The organism is Moraxella tetraodonis, from assembly GCF_022359095.1.
GTDB classification, from domain to species: Bacteria; Pseudomonadota; Gammaproteobacteria; order Pseudomonadales; family Moraxellaceae; genus Faucicola; species Faucicola tetraodonis.
In genome coordinates, this window is sequence record NZ_JACSYB010000001.1 from 2,257,313 (window position 1) to 2,274,155 (window position 16,843).

Here is a 16,843-nt window from a genome sequence, read left to right on the forward strand (position 1 = left end):
ACTCGCTATGAAAACTATCTGTTAAAACCGTATCACTTGCTCTCATAATCAAAAACCCATCATGAAAAGTTGACTATTTTAAGTAAAAATTCACAAAAAATCAGCCAATTTTTATCAAATGGCTGATGAAAGTTCTGTTTTTAGCTAGAATGGCTGACGGGTTAACTCGTCAATTACCTGCTCCATCATCATATAGCGCGAGCCTTTAAACAAGATATGCCAGGCGTCATCACTACTCGCCAGCTTATCTTTAATGGCGGCGAGTAGGGTGGCTTTATCTGGGTATGCCTGTGCTTGCATGCCGGATGCTTGCGCTTGCGCAACGGTAACAGGCGTTAACTTCCCCACCGTATACAGCACAGTCACGTCAGAGGCGGCGATAGCCTCACCGAGCTTGCGATGCTCCTCTTGGGCGGCATCGCCCAACTCACCAATATCGCCCAATACCAACATGGTTGGCGCACCTTGGCTAGCCAATACTTGCGTGGCAGCAAGGACGGCACTGGGATTGGCATTATAAGTGTCATCAATTAAAGTATGTTTACCAAACTCAATAAAATTGAGTCGACCTTTGGCAGGTTTGGCGGTATCGAGTCCTTTGGCGATATCATCAATCGACAGCCCCAAGGCTTGCGCACATGCCGCGGCGGCTAAGGCATTGCTGATGTTGTGTTCACCTGCAAAGTTTAAAGTGACGTTTTGAGTCTCGATTTCATCAATTTCAAAATTGAAATTTAGGCTAAAGGTGCTAGTATTACCAACTTCCACATCATCGGCAAACACATCGCCCATCAGTAGCACGGTATCTTCATCTGTTAAGCCAATTTCTTTGGCTTGTTGCATATCCACGCCAGCATCTGCCAAGGACACGTCACGCTCGCCAAAGGTTAGAATATTTTGGGTAAATTGTTGCGCATTGTTGAGTAGCGTATCAAAATAATCATCACCAAATGGCACAATCGCTGTACCTGTGTTACTTAATCCTTGATAAATCTCAGACTTGGTCTTGGCGATATTATCACGCCCGCCAAACTCCCCCAAATGTGCCGTGCCGATATTGAGCACACAAGCGACATCGGGCTTGACAAGCTGGGTGGTATAAGCAATCTCTCCGACATGATTGGCGCCAAGCTCCATGACGGCATAGCGATGGTCATCGGTCAGCTCTAGTAGCATCATCGGTACGCCCAAATCATTGTTGAGATTGCCGCGGGTGATTAAGGTAGGCGCAATACGATGTAAAATACTGCCAAGCATTTCTTTGGCGGTGGTTTTACCGCTCGAGCCTGTAATCGCGACGACTTTTAGATTGGGATGTTGGTCACGGCGGTAAGCACCTAATTTGCCGAGTGCCAATTTTGTGTCAGTCACTACGAGTTGCGGCAAATCACTTTCGACTGCACGACTGACAATCGCTAAGACCGCGCCATTGTCTTTGGCAGTTTGTACATAATCATGTCCGTCAAAGTTATCACCTTTAATGGCTAAAAAAATATCGCCTTTTTCGATTTTGCGGGTGTCGGTGATAATTCTTGTGGATGTCTGGGTAAAATCACTGTGAAAGGTTGGGTTTAGGTCTTTCACCGCTTCGGTTAGGTTGGCAGATTGCCAAATATATGCAGTCATTGGGTTCTCTTTATTGGGGTCTTGTTATAGTTTATTACTAACGAATCTCGTCATCTTGCCCATCATTGCGCACCCATACTTTCTTGATTCCGGCAGGAGCGAGCAACAAAACTTCGCAATTTTTGGGGCGCGTTGCCAGTTCAAACTCACGGAATTTTTTCATATTATATAGACGCGGGCTATCGCCAAGTAGCAGTTGCCAGATAAGCATGCCAATCCACATGCCGTGGGTAAATACTAGATAGGTGCCATCGGGCAAGGCATCAAAATACGCACGCACCTTTTGTACCCGCGCTACAAAATGCTCAAAACTGTCCGTCAGCTCACTGGCTCGGTGAGCAGAATGCTGTTGCCAAAAATCATCGGCAATCACACGGATGTCATCAAATGACAAATCCTTGATGGTGTCAAAATCCAAAAAGTTAAATTCGTGCAATTCGTCGATGACAGTGGCTGTGCGCTTAGTGCTTTGTAGATAAGGCTGAGCCGTTTGCTGGGTGCGAAGATACTGGGATACAAAAATCTCGGTGACTGGCTCGCTGATATGGTCAGTGAGCCAATCCGCCAATGCTTGCGCTTGTGTCTTGCCAACGTCAGTAAGATTGATGGCATGATTTGGGCGCACTGCTTGCCCTGCATTGGACTCGCTTTGGGCATGACGGATTAGGTAGATTTTTTTCATGATGCTAGGTTAGGTTATTTGCCAAATTTGTCAATGGCATTTTTTACCATCACTTTATCATCAAAATCGTGGCGTACCCCTTTGATTTCTTGATAGGTTTCATGCCCTTTGCCTGCAATCACCACGATATCGTTAGGCTTGGCATGCTGCACCGCATATTCAATGGCCTTTTGACGGTCTGGCTCGATAATGGCTTGATAGTGCTGCTGGCAAGTCATGCCCGCTTGCATATCGTTCAAAATCGCGTTAGGGTCTTCACTGCGTGGGTTATCGGCAGTCAAAATCACTTTGTCAGCCAGGCGCAGTCCTGCTTGCGTCATCAGTGGACGTTTACCCTTATCACGGTCGCCACCACAGCCAAATACCGCCCACAGCTCACCTGTACAGTGCGATTTTAAACTGGTCAACACCTGCTCTAGCGCGTCTGGCGTATGCGCATAATCCACGATAAAACAGCTGCTGGTCGATGGCACCCGATCCATACGACCTGTGGCGCCGCGAAGCTTTGGCACTGCCGCTTGGATTTGCGCCACACTCAATCCCATCGCGGCACTTTGTGATAACGCTAAGGCGCCTGCGATACTCGCCAACAAATTAGCCACATTAAATCGCCCTAACAATGGACTGTTCACCGTTAATTCACCTTGTGGCGTGACAGCCTTTGAAAGAGCAATGGTCAAATCACCCCCTTGCAAGCTAGGCAGGATAGCCTTGGCAAAAAAATCGGCTTTGTCATTGGTCAAACTATACGTCCACACGGTTAAATGGGATGCGTTAGCTGCCTCAATCATCAATTCACTAAATTCATCATCTAAATTAATAATCGCGTGAGTGAGGGTGGGAAAATGCGCTTTATCAAACAGTCGCGCTTTCGCCTGCGCATAATCGTCCATGTCAGTATGATAGTCGAGATGATCACGACTTAAATTGGTAAATATCGCCACGTTGACAGGTACGCCTTGCAGCCGCTGCTGGTGTAAGCCATGAGAGCTGGCTTCAATGGCTAAGGCTTGTACGCCTTGCTTGGCAAAATCATCAATCGCATGTTGCAGATTAAAGACTTCTAGGGTGGTGTGGGTACTTGGGGTTAAATTTGGCAAAACCCCATTACCAGCCGTGCCCATGACCGCAGTTTTGATGCCCGATTGACTGATGAGTTGGGCGACCAGTTGGCTTACCGTGGTCTTGCCATTGGTGCCTGTCACCGCGATGACCGCCGGCAACTGGGTGGGATGTTGCTGTTGCAAACTGGTTTGAATCAGAGAACCTAAAAAATCACGAATGGTGGGCAAATAAATAATCGGCAACATAAACTGCGACTGGATCGCGGATACATCAATTTCTGACAACACAAACGCCGCTTTGTCTGAGACTTGAGCAAGATAACCTGCAACTTTTTCCAAATCGAGGCTGTCGGTCGCGTTTTGACTTTTTAGCAATACAAATACATCGCCCTGACCCACTTGACGGCTATCGACCACAAACTGCCCAAATGGTTGATTCATGACAGGGTTTAACAGTTGTCGCACGCTTTCTGGTAGCGATAGCGCAGACATCATCGGTTGCAACGTAATCATAGCTTTTTCCATAGGGTTGTTATAAGTCATTGACACTTTCGATGCTGGCGGCAGTGGTTTCTTTACCCGATAGCGGCTTGTCAAACGGCACATTGTACAAACGCAAGGCTTCTTTCATCACACTGCGGAACACGGGTGCTGCAACCAAACCACCAAATTTGTAAACACGCGGGTCTTCAACCATGATAGCCACCACAAAACGTGGGTTGGAAGCAGGGGCAATACCGACAAACGCGGTGCGGTATTGGTCGTTATAATAACCGCCTTTGGGATTGGTGCGTCTTGCCGTACCGGTTTTACCCGCCACACGATAGCCATCGATGGCGGCTAAGGTTGCCGTACCACCAGGCTCAGTGACTGACGTCATCATATCGACAATGGTAAGGGCATCGCTGGTTTTGATGACTTGCTTGGCGGCAGGTTTGGCAAAAGGAACGGAGACATTATTGGTACTACTGCTATTGAGCGCGTTATCACGGGTACTTTTAAGGAGCGTCAATGGATGCATTACGCCCCCTGCACCTAGCACACTGTAAGCCTGCGCAAGCTGGGCGAGCGTAACTTGTAGACCGTAACCGTACGACACAGTTGCGCGGCGTGCGATTTCATTTTGCTCAGGCGTTGGCACTAGACCTGCAGATTCACCGGGTAATTTTAGGTTGGTTTTTGCGCCAAACCCAAAGGCTTTTTGCGTATCACTCATCGCGGTGGCAGGCAAAGAAAGGGCGATTTTTGCCGAGCCGATATTACTCGATTTTTGCAGTAGGGTACGCAGACTAATGGTGCCTAAATTGCCATGGTCACGAATAGTATGCCCTTGCACCACCATGCTCCCTGGACTGGTATTAACCAGTGAGTTGGCATTGTACTGTCCTGACTTTAAGCCCGTGGCAACGGTGATGGGTTTCATCACCGAACCGGGTTCAAATACATCCATCAAGGCATGGTTACGCTGGTTTTCATTGGATAAGCTATTTAAGTCATTGGCGTTAAACGACGGCCAGTTGGACATCGCCATCACTTCACCTGAGTTGACATCAACAATCATACCCGCTGCCCAGCGCGCCTGCTGCACCCGTCCGACTTTTTCAAGTTCTTGGTACAAGATATATTGTAGCCGTGAATCAACGGTTAATTGTAAATCCTTGCCAGCGACTTCAGGTTTGACTTGTTCGATTTCTTTAATGCTGTTGTTTTTGGCATCACGCATGACCATGACTTCGCCATCTTTGCCCGATAGCATGTCATTAAATACGCGCTCTACCCCAGCTTGCCCTTGGTAATGCGTGCCATCTGTCATGTTGGTACGCGCCATAAAGCCCAATAATTGGGCATTCGGCTGTGGCTGTGGGTAGTAGCGCTGATAAAACGTGTCGGTACTGACCCCAGCAAAATTGGCATCAATGAGCGGCTGTGCTGCTTCAGGTTGCACATTTTTCATCAATGGAAAATAATGCGACCCTGCGCCTGTGGGCAATACAGCTTTTACCGCCTCTTTATCGGCAAGATTGATGTTGTCATTGATACGTACCGCATTTTTAAATTCGCTGACGCTAATGCCTGTCAATGCCGAAAGTTTGGCTAAATCCATGTTCTGCAAGCGTTTTGCAACGCGCTCAAGCTCACGATTGACCGATTTACTCGGTTTAGACTTTTGCAATTCTTGCTGGCGCGCTTTGAGCTCGTAGTATTCCACCGCATAATCATGCGGACTAAAGTACGCCGAGGTTAACGGGGCTGAAATCGCAAGCGGCATGTTATTACGGTCGGTGATCATACCCCGGTAAGATGGCTCTTTTTTGACGGTGGTAATGAGCGAATTACCTTTGTCTTGATAGTAGGATTTATTAATGACTTGGATGTATGCCAATCGCCCAAAAATCGCCACAAATACCAGCCCCATCGCTATCCAAATGGACTTAAAGCGAATGGCATCTTCTTCAATGCTGCCTTGGCGTGATGCACCACTACGACGCTTTGACGCATTAATTTTAGGGGCAGTGACTTTGAGCACAGGCACTTTGGTGGGTCGCCCTGACATGGCATTGGCAACTTTGGTGGGTATCGATTTTTTATTACGAATAGTCACGCGGTTGCCTCATCAATGCTGCGTTTCTGGATTGATAGCTGGAGTGTTAGACTCGTTGCTGCTGGCGTCACTAGTAAATACCGTGACTTTGTTGTCGTGAATAATCATACGATCGGACAAGTTAGGGTAAAACATATTGAGTTCGGTCACCGCGCGGTTGGTCACTTGCGGGGTAGCGCTAAAAGTTTGCTGCTCAATCAGCATACGTTGGTGTTCCATTTGCAGATGGCGAAATTGTTTTTTGAGTTTTTGCAGCTCGCCATATTGTTGGTGATAAGTTTGGATTTGCTCGACGACGCTCACCCCTGTCCACAAAATCGCAATCACTAATAGCATCATCGCAACCGTATATAGACTAACGCCGCGATACTCGGTATCGAGCATCTCGCTAATACTGGCACCCAAGCCTTCACTGCTTTTTTTCATCGTCGTGTTATTTTTTACCGTTGCGTCGTTATTTTTGGCGGAGAAAAAACGAGTTTTTTTGAGCGAATTTTGGTTATCGCGGCCATTTGACATGGGTTTACTCGTCATGGGAGGCAGGGGCTGAGATTTTGGCATTTTTATATCAAAGAGCTTTTTATATCAAATAGCAGGGTATCAAGATAAAACAAGTCATTATAACGCAACCCATCTAAGTTTGGTTAATGCAATCGCTTTTTATTGTTTGTTATAAATATCATGTTACAAAAACGGCTGCTTTTACAATCGGGTGGCTGACCGAAGCAAAGCACTTCTGGCACGCGGGTTGGTTTTTATTTCACTATCCGACGGGGCGACCCGCTCAGGTTTAGATAGGAGTTTGGGGCGTTTGGGTGGCATCGGCAAATTGGCGTCTTCAGGATATTGACCTTTACTGTGTTTTTGCAAAAACTGCTTGATGATGCGGTCTTCTAGCGAATGAAAACTAATCACCGCCAAGCGTCCCCCTACCTTAAGCGCCATGAGCGATTGATCCAAGAAGCTGTCGATATCACCAAGTTCATTATTGATAAAAATACGCATGGCTTGAAAACTTTGGGTGGCAGGGTGCTTGCCTTTTTGCCAATTGGGATGCGCCTGTTTGATGGTTTCTGCCAGCGCTAGGGTAGAATCGTAATGGTCCATTTGTTTGATTGCCCTTGCAATACGGCGACTGTGTCGTTCTTCGCCATAGTTATACAGCACATCGGCAAGCACGGTTTCATCGACGCGTTTTAACCATTGGGCGACCGATTCGCCACGGGTGGTATCCATGCGCATATCCACTGCCCCATCGCGCATAAAGCTAAAGCCGCGGCTACCGTCATCAAGCTGCGGCGAGGACACGCCCAAATCTGCCATAATCCCATCGACCTGTTCAATCCCTAATCGCTGCAGATTGTCCTGTAGCTTGGCAAAACTATCATGAATCACTATCACGCGCGCATCACTGGCTGCCAATGCTTGCGCCGTTTGTATGGCTTGGGGGTCTTTATCAAATACGAGCAGACGACTGTCTTTATCCAAATAAGTTAACAGCAATCGGCTGTGCCCACCGCGCCCAAATGTGGCATCGACAAAGGTGCCCGTTTTTTTGATGGTTCCTGTTTCTAGCGCCGCTACAGTTACATTGAGCACACTTGCCACCGTTTCTTTTAGCAAAACAGTTTCATGGATAAATTCAGGTGCGCTAACAGTCATAACAGGCTCAATGGGACAATAAGAAAAAAGAAATTCGCTAAACAATCGCTAGGGTAAAACAAATAAAAATCATAATTTATCTATTCCCCTATTATCGCTGAAGCAAGCCTAGGGTCAAGTAAAATCATAACCTTGGCTAAGTTTTATGATAAAAATGCTCATCTTTGATAAAACCTAGCCATAAAAAAGACGGTCATAAAACCGTCGTTAATATTCAATAATACTAAAGGGGTGCTTAATCGTCATAACCTTTAGGGTTTTGGCTTTGCCAACGCCAAGTGTCGGTACACATACGCTCGATATCAAACTCAGCTTGCCAGTCCAACAGATGCTTGGCTTTATCACTACTGGCATAACAACTGGCAATGTCGCCAGGTCGTCTTGGTGCTATGCTATAAGGCACGGGTTGACCAGTGGTTTTGATAAAGGCATTGACCAATTGTAATACAGATGTCCCTTTACCTGTACCCAAGTTAATCGGCTCAAATCCGAGCTGGGTTTGCTGTTGCAAATACTGTAAAGCGGCGACATGCCCTTTTGCCAAATCAACTACATGGATATAATCTCGCACGCCTGTCCCATCCACAGTATCATAATCATTGCCAAACACGCTTAACTGCGGCAGCTTACCCACTGCCACTTGGCTAACATACGGCATCAAATTGTTTGGAATACCATTTGGATTTTCACCTATGGTTCCGGTATGGTGGGCACCAATGGGATTAAAATAGCGCAGTGAAATTAATTGCCAGTGATTATCTGCTTTTGCCAAGTCTTCGAGCATATGTTCAATCATCAGCTTGCTTTGCCCATATGGATTGGTCGCAGAACGCGGTGAGGATTCGACAATCGGCAAGGCTTCTGGGTCACCATAAACGGTTGCGGATGACGAGAAAATCAAGTTTTTTACTTGGGCGCTAGTCATCGCATCGAGTAGATTGAGCGTGCCTGCGACATTGTTTTGATAATACCACAGTGGCTTGGCAACCGATTCACCGACCGCCTTTAGCCCTGCAAAATGAATCACCGCAGTGAAGTCATGCGAGGCAAAGGTTTTGGCAAGCAGCTGTGTGTCCAAAATATCGCCTTCGATAAATTCAATGGACCGCCCCACAATTTGCTGAACGCGCGCCAGCGAGGCTGGACTACTATTGGATAAATTATCATACACCACGGGGGTGAATCCTGCAGCAATTAGTTCAATTAATGTATGTGAGCCGATATAGCCTGCACCGCCAGTCACTAAGATTTTTTTGCTTTGATTTATCATTGTTTTGCCTATTTTTTACAGCCTATACCCGTATAAAAACCAACGAGCTGCTGAATTTGTGGTTCGGTTAACGTATTTTTTGCATCAAAAATGGGTAATGCAATGTTATTTAAACGATTGATATCCGGCTTGATCGGTAGCGACCAGTTGACAATAAACAACGCTTGCACTTGCGTAAGCGGCGCATAGGCATCGTCGGTCAATGAAAACAGCGGATGATTACCGTATAACTCTAACAATTCTTCTTTGGTATTGTTGGCATATACAATCGTCTTGATATTGTATGACCATAACAATTTGATCAGTGGGTGAAACGCTGAATGGGTGGTGCGTCCTGTACCATTACGATAGCCTGAGCCCCAAATCATCACCGTTTTATTTTCGATAAAGCCATCAAAATATTGCCAAAATTCACGGAAAATCAGTTCTTTTTGGTCTTCATTAATGGATTTTACCGCCTCTAACAACGACGTCTCTACTTGATTGTGCTTAAAACCATCAATCAAAAAATCCAATTCTAGCGGTAATGACTTGCCACCAAATCCCCAACCTGCTTTGAGATAATCTTTACCAATGCGTTTATCAAGCCCAAGGATTTGCTCAACTTGTTTGATATTGACCTGTTCACTGGCGGCAAGACGCGCCATTTCATTCATGAAAGACAAGCGTGTTGCCAGCATTCCCATGATACTACTGCGCGCAAATTCTGCCGTTTTGATATCAGTAATAAAGTGCTTGTCACTTTTTTCAATAAAAAACAGCAAAATGTTGTTGTACGCGCTACTGCCTTGCGATTTTTCACCAATCAGTGCCAAATCGGCTTGGAAAAAAGAACTAAAATTCGCCCCGTCTTTCATAAAAATAAAGGGAAGATAATACACCCAAGTAGTCGTCAATTTGCGGGCGAATTGTTCAATCTCACCCATGGCTTTGACACCGCTAATGATAATCTGGGTAGTGGGGTTAAAATGAAATGAGCCAAATTGGTCAAGCGCCTGCGCTGATACGCCATCGACAAACAACCAAATATCTTCTGCGCTGACATAGGCTGAAAAATCATGGGTTGGCAAAGGCTGGGTAACGATGTTGCCTTGAGATTGGTACAACTGCCACAGCAGCACCATCTGCCGATCAAACTGGTAATCATTCATGACCTGCTGAAGGCTATCGTCATCGGTCAATAGCCTGACTTGGTATTCAAGGGTGGCAAGCAAAATACAAGCATTGATTGATTCATTGGTACTACCAATTACATATACAGTTTTTGTCATTGTTTTCTTCTTTTATCCTTATCCTTCATCAGCTTGCAAAGGTTGTTTTAATGGTATTTAGCAACTGATTGGTTGAGCTATCAAATGGCTGCGCTTGTTGCGGCGATAATTCTTGCGTTGATACCAAGGCATCAAAGACGGCATTAGCCATCACTTTACCCACTTCGACCCCCCACTGGTCAAATGGGTTAATCTGCCAAATGACTGACATAACAAATACTTTGTGTTCATACAGCGCAATCAATGACCCTAACGTTCTTGGGGTCAGCTGTTTGAGTAGGATGGTCGTTGACGGCTGATTGCCGCGATAATGCTTGAATTTATCCATACCATTATTGCTGTCTTTGATGGCGGCATTACCAAACGCCAACACTTGGCTTTGCGCTAAGCAGTTGGCAAGCGAAAGTCCGTGCTGTTCAAGCAAGTTTTTATTGATTGTTTGGGCATCTGCGTAGCGTTTGATGGGGGCAATAAAATCACAACTGACTGCCTGTGTGCCTTGATGTAACAACTGATAAAACGCATGCTGAGCATTGGAGCCAATATCACCCCACAAAATCGGACAAGTACTGTAAGTCACTGCCTCACCTTGGCGATTGACGGATTTACCGTTACTCTCCATCTCAAGCTGGGTTAAATAATTGGGAAAAAAAGATAACCGACCATCATAAGGTAAAACCGTATGGGCATTAATATGCAAAAATGTACTGTTCCAAACACCGAGTAGCCCTAACAACACAGGCATGTTTTGAGCAAAATCGGCGGTGGCAAAATGCCGATCCATCTCATAGGCTCCTGCTAGCAGCTCATAGAAATTGTGCATGCCAATTTTTATGGCAATCGCCAGTCCAATCACTGACCACATGGAGAATCGACCCCCAACCCAATCCCAGAGCATTAGTTGGTTATCGACATGGATACCCCATTCTGACATCTTATCGGCTTTAGTAGAAATCCCAATAAAATGACGACGCAAAATAGTGGCTTTGTTATCATGACTGGCTAACAACCACGACATCGCCGTCTTGGCATTGGATAGTGTATCAATGGTGGAAAATGATTTCGACGAGATAATAAACAGCGTGGTTTGCGGATTTAATACTTTGAGCAAACTATCGAGCTGGGTGCCATCCATATTGGAGACAAAATGCACACTGATAGGGGTATCTGTCCATTCTTTTAGTGCCGTTGTTGCCATCACAGGCCCTAGATCTGAGCCGCCGACCCCGATATTCACGACATCGGTGATTGCCTGACCAGAATAACCACGCCAGACCCCATTACGAATCCGCTCAACCAACTTTTCCGCTTTTTGTAAGCTGGTATGCACCTGCTCAATGACATTGATACCTTCGACCCAAACTTGCTCACCTTGCGGCTGTCTTAACGCGGTATGCAGTGCAGGGCGATGCTCAGTATCGTTCACGATTTCGCCTGTCATCAGCCGATGGATTTCTTGCGCTAACTCACGCTCATTTGCCAGTGTGATTAAATTACTGAGCACAGCCGCATCAATTTTTTGTTTACTAAAATCCATGATCATGTCGCACGCAGCAACGCGGTACTGTGAGCCGCGATTGGATTGTTGGCTAAACAATTGATTAAGCGTGGCCATACTATCTGCCTGGGTAGACAGTGTTTGCCATGTACGATTCGCACTTGTATCAGTTGACATTCGTCTATGACCCTATATTAATTTGCTGTATGTTGAAACGCTTCAACACCCAATTGGGTGGCAAAGTAACCCACGGCTTGTAAATAGCTATTCATGTCACCTGCATCAAAGCTATTACCCACCATGCTAACCACGTCTACCCCTTGCGTGCTAATAAGCGCGTCAATGGCATCGGTCAGCTGAATTTCCCCACCCACACTTGGCTGCGTGTTGGCTAGATAATCAAAAATAGCATTATTAAACACATAGCGCCCAACGACAGCCAAGTTAGAAGGCGCATCCTCAGCTTTGGGTTTTTCCACAAACCCCGTCACAGCAAACGACTCGTTTTGTTCAGACTTTGCTACCATTTGTGTGCTAGCTAACTTGGCAATGCCATATTTAGAAATATCACTTTCTTTCACTGGATCAACCAATATCTGTGAATGCTGCTGCTTGGCGAACTGCTGTAGCATGTAGGCTAAATTCTGCTGAGTATAGTCAGTGTTATAGGGGTTCAAAATCACATCGGGTAACAGCACAGCAAATGGCTCATCACCTACAATGGGACGGGCTTGCAAGACGGCATGCCCTAACCCTAACGGTTTGCCTTGGCGCACACTGGTAACCGTGACCCCTGCAGGTAGCCAGTTTAAACTATCTGCTAGCGCCACTTTACCTTTACCCCGTAACTGGGTATCAAGTTCGCTATTGATGTCAAAATAGTTTTCAATGGCAGTTTTTTGCGCATGATTGACCAAGACAATATTGGTTAAACCTGCGGCAATCGCTTCTTCAACGACGTATTGAATGGCTGGTTTATTGCCAAGCGGTAGTAACTCTTTTGGCACGGCTTTTGATAGTGGTAACATACGCGTGCCAAACCCTGCCACAGGAATAACAGCGTGAGTGATTTTTTTCGACATAGTGACTCTTAATAAGATAAGTTGTTCAAATAGTTGATATCAAGCTTAACATATTTTTATGGCAAATATTTTATCTGCCCGAATATTTTAAAGGCATTATTAACATTAATTGAGGTATTTTGCTAACATCAACGTTTGCTAACACCAGCGGATAATAAAAAAGCAGATAACCCAATGATTATCTGCTTTTGATTAGCCAAAATAGCGGATGATTACCAACCAGTGACTTCTTTTACTTTTTCACCGATTTTTGAAGGGTCACGGGTATAAGCGATACCAGCCTCTTCAAAGGCTTTGAATTTTTCTTCCGCCGTACCTTTACCACCTGAGATAATCGCACCGGCATGTCCCATACGTTTACCTTTTGGTGCTGTGACACCTGCGATATAACCAATGACGGGTTTAGTCACGTGGTCTTTAACGTATGCAGCCGCTTCCTCTTCAGCCGTACCACCGATTTCACCGATCAATACAATCGCTTCGGTTTGTGGGTCGTCTTGAAGCAATTTCAATGCATCGATTTGGTTCATACCTGGGATTGGGTCACCACCGATACCGATACAGGTTGATTGACCAAAGCCAAGTTTAGTGGTTTGGGCAACCGCTTCATAAGTCAATGTACCAGAACGTGAGATGATACCGACTTTACCTTCTTGGTGAATGTGACCTGGCATGATACCGATTTTGCATTTACCTGGGCTGATCACGCCTGGACAGTTTGGACCTACCATACGGATGATTTCTTCGCCCTTGGCTTGTAGGTCAGCGTTGACGTTTTCTAAGTAACGTTTGGCTTTTAGCATATCTAGGGTAGGTACACCTTCGGTGATGACCACAATCAATTTTACGCCAGAGTTAATCGCTTCAACGATTGAGTCCAATACAAATGGTGCTGGTACAAAGATAACAGAGGCATTGGCACCCGTTGCTGTTACTGCTTCATCCATGGTATCGAATACTGGACGATCAAGGTGGGTTGTACCGCCTTTACCTGGGGTAACACCACCAACGATGTTGGTACCATAAGCAATTGATTGCTCTGAGTGTAGAGTACCGTTTTTACCTGTGAAACCTTGCACTAATACTTTAGTGTCTTTTCCAACTAATACGCTCATTGTTTTTCCTTTTACTTTTTATGTTTGATTTAAACGATTAACCAGTAGGGCACATAGCCCTACTCGCTCATACCTATACTTTCTTCATTAGGCATTATTAACCGCATCAACAATTTTTTGACCGGCTTCAGAAAGACCTTCAGCAGGAATTAATTTAAGACCTGAATCACGTAGGATTTGCGCACCTTTTTCAGCGTTATTACCTTCAAGACGCACAACCACAGGTACGGTGACATTGACTTCTTTTACCGCTTCGATAATCGCTTCAGCAATCATGTCACAACGTACGATACCACCGAAAATATTGATGAGTACGCCTTGTACTGATTTGTCTTCAAGAATCAATTTAAACGCTTCAACCACACGTTCTTTGGTCGCACCGCCGCCTACGTCTAGGAAGTTAGCAGGTTGACCGCCGTATAGTTTGATGATGTCCATGGTTGCCATCGCAAGACCGGCGCCATTCACCATACAACCGATGTTACCTTCAAGCGCAACATAGTTTAGGTCAAATTCTGAGGCTTTTAATTCACGCTCATTTTCTTGTGATTTGTCACGTTGTTCAGCGACTTTTGGTAGGCGATAAAGCGCATTTGAGTCAATGCCGATTTTGGCGTCAACACAGGCTAATTCGCCAGATTTACGAACCGCTAATGGATTGATTTCAAACAACGCAAAGTCATTTTCCGTAAAGGCTTTATAAGCCCCTGTCATCAATTTGGCAAATTCGTTGATTTGTTTGTCTTTTAGACCCAGTTTGAAAGCGACTTCACGAGCTTGGCTAGGTTGTAAGCCCACCAGTGGGTCAACTTCTACTTTCAAGATTTTTTCTGGGGTTTCTTCGGCAACTTTTTCAATTTCAACACCGCCTTCAGTTGACGCCATGAATACCACACGACGGGCTGAACGGTCTACGACTGCACCTAAGTACAATTCAGTTGCGATTGGGTACATGTCTTCGGCGATAAGTACGCTGTTAACAGGTTGACCATTGGCGTCAGTTTGGTAAGTTACCAAGTTTTTACCAATTAATTCTTCAGCAATTTGTTTGGCTTCTTCACGCGTTTTAGCGATTTTTACGCCGCCCGCTTTACCACGGCCACCGGCATGTACTTGGGCTTTAACAACCACGGCACCGGCGTTGCCTGCCATTTTGTCAAACGCTGCGGCGGCTTCATCGCCATTTTTAGCGATAATACCTTCTTGTACGGGCAATCCATAGCTTTTTAATAATTCTTTGGCTTGATACTCATGTAAATTCATGAATTTATCCTCTCGGTTTTGGTTTACATTGTTTTAAAATTATTTTTGAATATTGTGGTCAACAGTGAGCTAACCTAGTTGATAATGAGGTTAGCTCACTTGCCTTATTCAAACTATTGATGCATAAGCTAATTAGACAAGTTACTTATGAACTAAGTTACTTATGAGCCAAATTACTTGTGAACTAGGTTACTTGCGCTTACGTTGAATCGCATGAATCGCGCGACCATCCGCTGATAGCACCGCCTCGTGTACCGCTTCAGAAATGGTTGGGTGAGCAAACGTCATCAACTGCAAATCTTCAATACTTGATACGAATTCCATCGCAATCATGCCTTGATGAACGATATCGCCTGCACCCGCTGACACAACATGCATACCTAGTAAACGATCCGTTTTGGCATCGGCGACCACTTTGATGAAGCCTTGGCCTTCACCAGCGGCTAATGCACGGCCATTGGCAGCTAAGCTGAATTGACCGGTTTTGACTTCATGACCTTTCTCTTTGGCTTGTTCTTCTGTTAAGCCCACCCATGCAATTTCTGGGTGTGTGTAAATCACGCTAATAATGGTGTCATAATTGACTTGAACCTTTTCACCATGAATACGTTCAACGGCCATCATGCCTTCTTCCATCGCTTTGTGTGCCAGCATTGGACCACGTACCAAGTCACCGATTGCATATACGCCATCAAGGTTGGTTTGACAGAAGTCATTCACCGCTACCAAACCACGTTCAGTGAGCTCTACCCCTGAGTTTTCGCCAAGTAGGTTTTCTTTATAAGCACGGCGACCCACACAGACGATGAGTTTATCGAAGGTTTCTTGTCCTGCTTGACCTTTAGCGTCAAACGATACAAGTACCTGACCGTTTTCTACTTGAGCCTGAGTAACTTTGGTATCAATACGGATATCCATACCTTGGGCTTTTAGTAGTTTTGCCGCTTCTTTGCTCACGGCTTTGTCCGCCGCTGCTAAAAATTCTGGCATGGCTTCAAATACTACCACTTCACTACCCAAACGACGCCATACCGAACCCAGTTCAAGACCAATCACACCACCACCAATAACGCCTAGACGCGCAGGCACTTCGGTAAAGTCTAACGCACCGGTTGAATCAACAATATATTCGTTATCAATCGGGGCAACAGGGATATCAATTGGCACAGAACCAGAGGCTAAAATCACATTTTTAGCGGTAATAGTAGTAGGCGCAGAACCATCTAATGGGGTAAATTCAACTTGTTTATCCGCACCTTTACCATCAAGTAATTTACCTGTACCTTGTAGCCAGTCAGCACCATTACCTTTTAACAATGCAGCCACACCACCGGTTAATTGTTTAACGATAGCGTCTTTACGACTTAACATTTTGCTGATGTCAATCGCCACCTCACCTGTGGTGATACCGTGGTCGGCTAAGTCATGTTTGGTTGCTTCATAACGATGTGAGCTGTCTAACAATGCTTTTGAAGGAATACATCCGACGTTCAAACAAGTACCGCCTAACGCTGGCTCGCCTTTATTAATACGTTTTTCGATACAAGCCACGCTCATACCCAATTGGCCTGCACGGATAGCTGCTTCATAGCCACCAGGGCCACCACCGATAATTACCAAATCATAGCTTTCTTTCATAATCTTCACCAAAAATTTGAGTTGTTATTGTTAAAGTTGTTAAACAAAAAAGCCTGTATCAACCTTTGCC

13 protein-coding genes are annotated in these 16,843 nt (G+C 45.4%); all 13 read right to left on the minus strand.

What is annotated here, in order from left to right; all coding sequences use genetic code 11:
* Positions 1 to 144 precede the first annotated feature (144 nt).
* The 13 genes from H9W84_RS09950 to lpdA all read right to left on the minus strand — a co-directional run bounded on the left by H9W84_RS09950 (position 145) and on the right by lpdA (position 16,773).
* Entirely contained in the window at positions 145 to 1,626 is a 1,482-nt protein-coding gene (locus H9W84_RS09950) for a UDP-N-acetylmuramoyl-tripeptide--D-alanyl-D-alanine ligase (protein ID WP_239743373.1), read from the minus strand.
* Positions 1,627 to 1,663: 37 nt separating this feature from the next.
* Positions 1,664 to 2,308 (minus strand): histidine phosphatase family protein, encoded by a 645-nt coding sequence (locus H9W84_RS09955; RefSeq protein ID WP_239743375.1) that lies wholly within the window; start codon positions 2,306 to 2,308, stop codon positions 1,664 to 1,666.
* Positions 2,309 to 2,322: 14 nt separating this feature from the next.
* Positions 2,323 to 3,885 carry a UDP-N-acetylmuramoyl-L-alanyl-D-glutamate--2,6-diaminopimelate ligase gene (locus tag H9W84_RS09960; RefSeq protein WP_239743377.1) on the minus strand — a complete coding sequence of 521 codons (1,563 nt, stop codon included), beginning with the start codon at positions 3,883 to 3,885 and terminating at the stop codon, positions 2,323 to 2,325.
* A gap of 19 nt (positions 3,886 to 3,904) precedes the next feature.
* Entirely contained in the window at positions 3,905 to 5,926 is a 2,022-nt protein-coding gene (locus H9W84_RS09965; protein ID WP_275579770.1) for a peptidoglycan D,D-transpeptidase FtsI family protein, read from the minus strand.
* A gap of 60 nt (positions 5,927 to 5,986) precedes the next feature.
* A complete protein-coding gene (gene ftsL / locus H9W84_RS09970) occupies positions 5,987 to 6,493 on the minus strand; it encodes a cell division protein FtsL (RefSeq protein ID WP_239743381.1) in 507 nt (168 codons plus the stop codon).
* Positions 6,494 to 6,676: 183 nt separating this feature from the next.
* Complete coding sequence (gene rsmH, locus H9W84_RS09975; RefSeq protein WP_239743383.1) at positions 6,677 to 7,636, minus strand: 16S rRNA (cytosine(1402)-N(4))-methyltransferase RsmH; 960 nt, start codon at positions 7,634 to 7,636, stop codon at positions 6,677 to 6,679.
* 235 nt (positions 7,637 to 7,871) lie between these two features.
* Positions 7,872 to 8,906, minus strand: a complete 1,035-nt coding sequence (gene galE, locus H9W84_RS09980) for a UDP-glucose 4-epimerase GalE (RefSeq protein WP_239743385.1) — start codon at positions 8,904 to 8,906, stop codon at positions 7,872 to 7,874.
* A gap of 8 nt (positions 8,907 to 8,914) precedes the next feature.
* On the minus strand, positions 8,915 to 10,177 hold the full coding sequence (locus H9W84_RS09985) for a UDP-glucose 6-dehydrogenase (RefSeq protein ID WP_239743387.1): 1,263 nt from the start codon (positions 10,175 to 10,177) through the stop codon (positions 8,915 to 8,917).
* Positions 10,178 to 10,205: 28 nt separating this feature from the next.
* The gene (gene pgi, locus H9W84_RS09990) at positions 10,206 to 11,852 is read right to left on the minus strand and encodes a glucose-6-phosphate isomerase (protein ID WP_275579725.1); all 1,647 of its coding nucleotides are present in this window, start codon (positions 11,850 to 11,852) and stop codon (positions 10,206 to 10,208) included.
* Positions 11,853 to 11,869: 17 nt separating this feature from the next.
* Positions 11,870 to 12,757, minus strand: coding sequence for a UTP--glucose-1-phosphate uridylyltransferase (locus H9W84_RS09995; protein WP_239743389.1), 888 nt, complete (start codon positions 12,755 to 12,757; stop codon positions 11,870 to 11,872).
* A 212-nt stretch (positions 12,758 to 12,969) separates the two neighbouring features.
* Positions 12,970 to 13,872, minus strand: a complete 903-nt coding sequence (sucD, locus tag H9W84_RS10000) for a succinate--CoA ligase subunit alpha (RefSeq protein ID WP_007115061.1) — start codon at positions 13,870 to 13,872, stop codon at positions 12,970 to 12,972.
* An 87-nt stretch (positions 13,873 to 13,959) separates the two neighbouring features.
* Positions 13,960 to 15,135: an ADP-forming succinate--CoA ligase subunit beta gene (sucC, locus tag H9W84_RS10005; RefSeq protein WP_007115062.1), complete on the minus strand. Its 1,176-nt coding sequence runs from the start codon at positions 15,133 to 15,135 to the stop codon at positions 13,960 to 13,962.
* A gap of 189 nt (positions 15,136 to 15,324) precedes the next feature.
* Entirely contained in the window at positions 15,325 to 16,773 is a 1,449-nt protein-coding gene (gene lpdA, locus H9W84_RS10010; RefSeq protein WP_239743391.1) for a dihydrolipoyl dehydrogenase, read from the minus strand.
* Positions 16,774 to 16,843 lie beyond the last annotated feature (70 nt).

Excerpts from the sequence above, each read along its gene's own strand:
- H9W84_RS09950 (WP_239743373.1), bottom strand. The coding sequence starts at position 1,626 with ATGACTGCATATATTTGGCAATCTGCCAACCTAACCGAAGCGGTGAAA.
- H9W84_RS09955 (WP_239743375.1), bottom strand. The coding sequence starts at position 2,308 with ATGAAAAAAATCTACCTAATCCGTCATGCCCAAAGCGAGTCCAATGCA.
- H9W84_RS09960 (WP_239743377.1), bottom strand. The coding sequence starts at position 3,885 with ATGATTACGTTGCAACCGATGATGTCTGCGCTATCGCTACCAGAAAGC.
- H9W84_RS09965 (WP_275579770.1), bottom strand. The coding sequence starts at position 5,926 with ATGTCAGGGCGACCCACCAAAGTGCCTGTGCTCAAAGTCACTGCCCCT.
- ftsL (WP_239743381.1), bottom strand. The coding sequence starts at position 6,493 with ATGTCAAATGGCCGCGATAACCAAAATTCGCTCAAAAAAACTCGTTTT.
- rsmH (WP_239743383.1), bottom strand. The coding sequence starts at position 7,636 with ATGACTGTTAGCGCACCTGAATTTATCCATGAAACTGTTTTGCTAAAA.
- galE (WP_239743385.1), bottom strand. The coding sequence starts at position 8,906 with ATGATAAATCAAAGCAAAAAAATCTTAGTGACTGGCGGTGCAGGCTAT.
- H9W84_RS09985 (WP_239743387.1), bottom strand. The coding sequence starts at position 10,177 with ATGACAAAAACTGTATATGTAATTGGTAGTACCAATGAATCAATCAAT.
- pgi (WP_275579725.1), bottom strand. The coding sequence starts at position 11,852 with ATGTCAACTGATACAAGTGCGAATCGTACATGGCAAACACTGTCTACC.
- H9W84_RS09995 (WP_239743389.1), bottom strand. The coding sequence starts at position 12,757 with ATGTCGAAAAAAATCACTCACGCTGTTATTCCTGTGGCAGGGTTTGGC.
- sucD (WP_007115061.1), bottom strand. The coding sequence starts at position 13,872 with ATGAGCGTATTAGTTGGAAAAGACACTAAAGTATTAGTGCAAGGTTTC.
- sucC (WP_007115062.1), bottom strand. The coding sequence starts at position 15,135 with ATGAATTTACATGAGTATCAAGCCAAAGAATTATTAAAAAGCTATGGA.
- lpdA (WP_239743391.1), bottom strand. The coding sequence starts at position 16,773 with ATGAAAGAAAGCTATGATTTGGTAATTATCGGTGGTGGCCCTGGTGGC.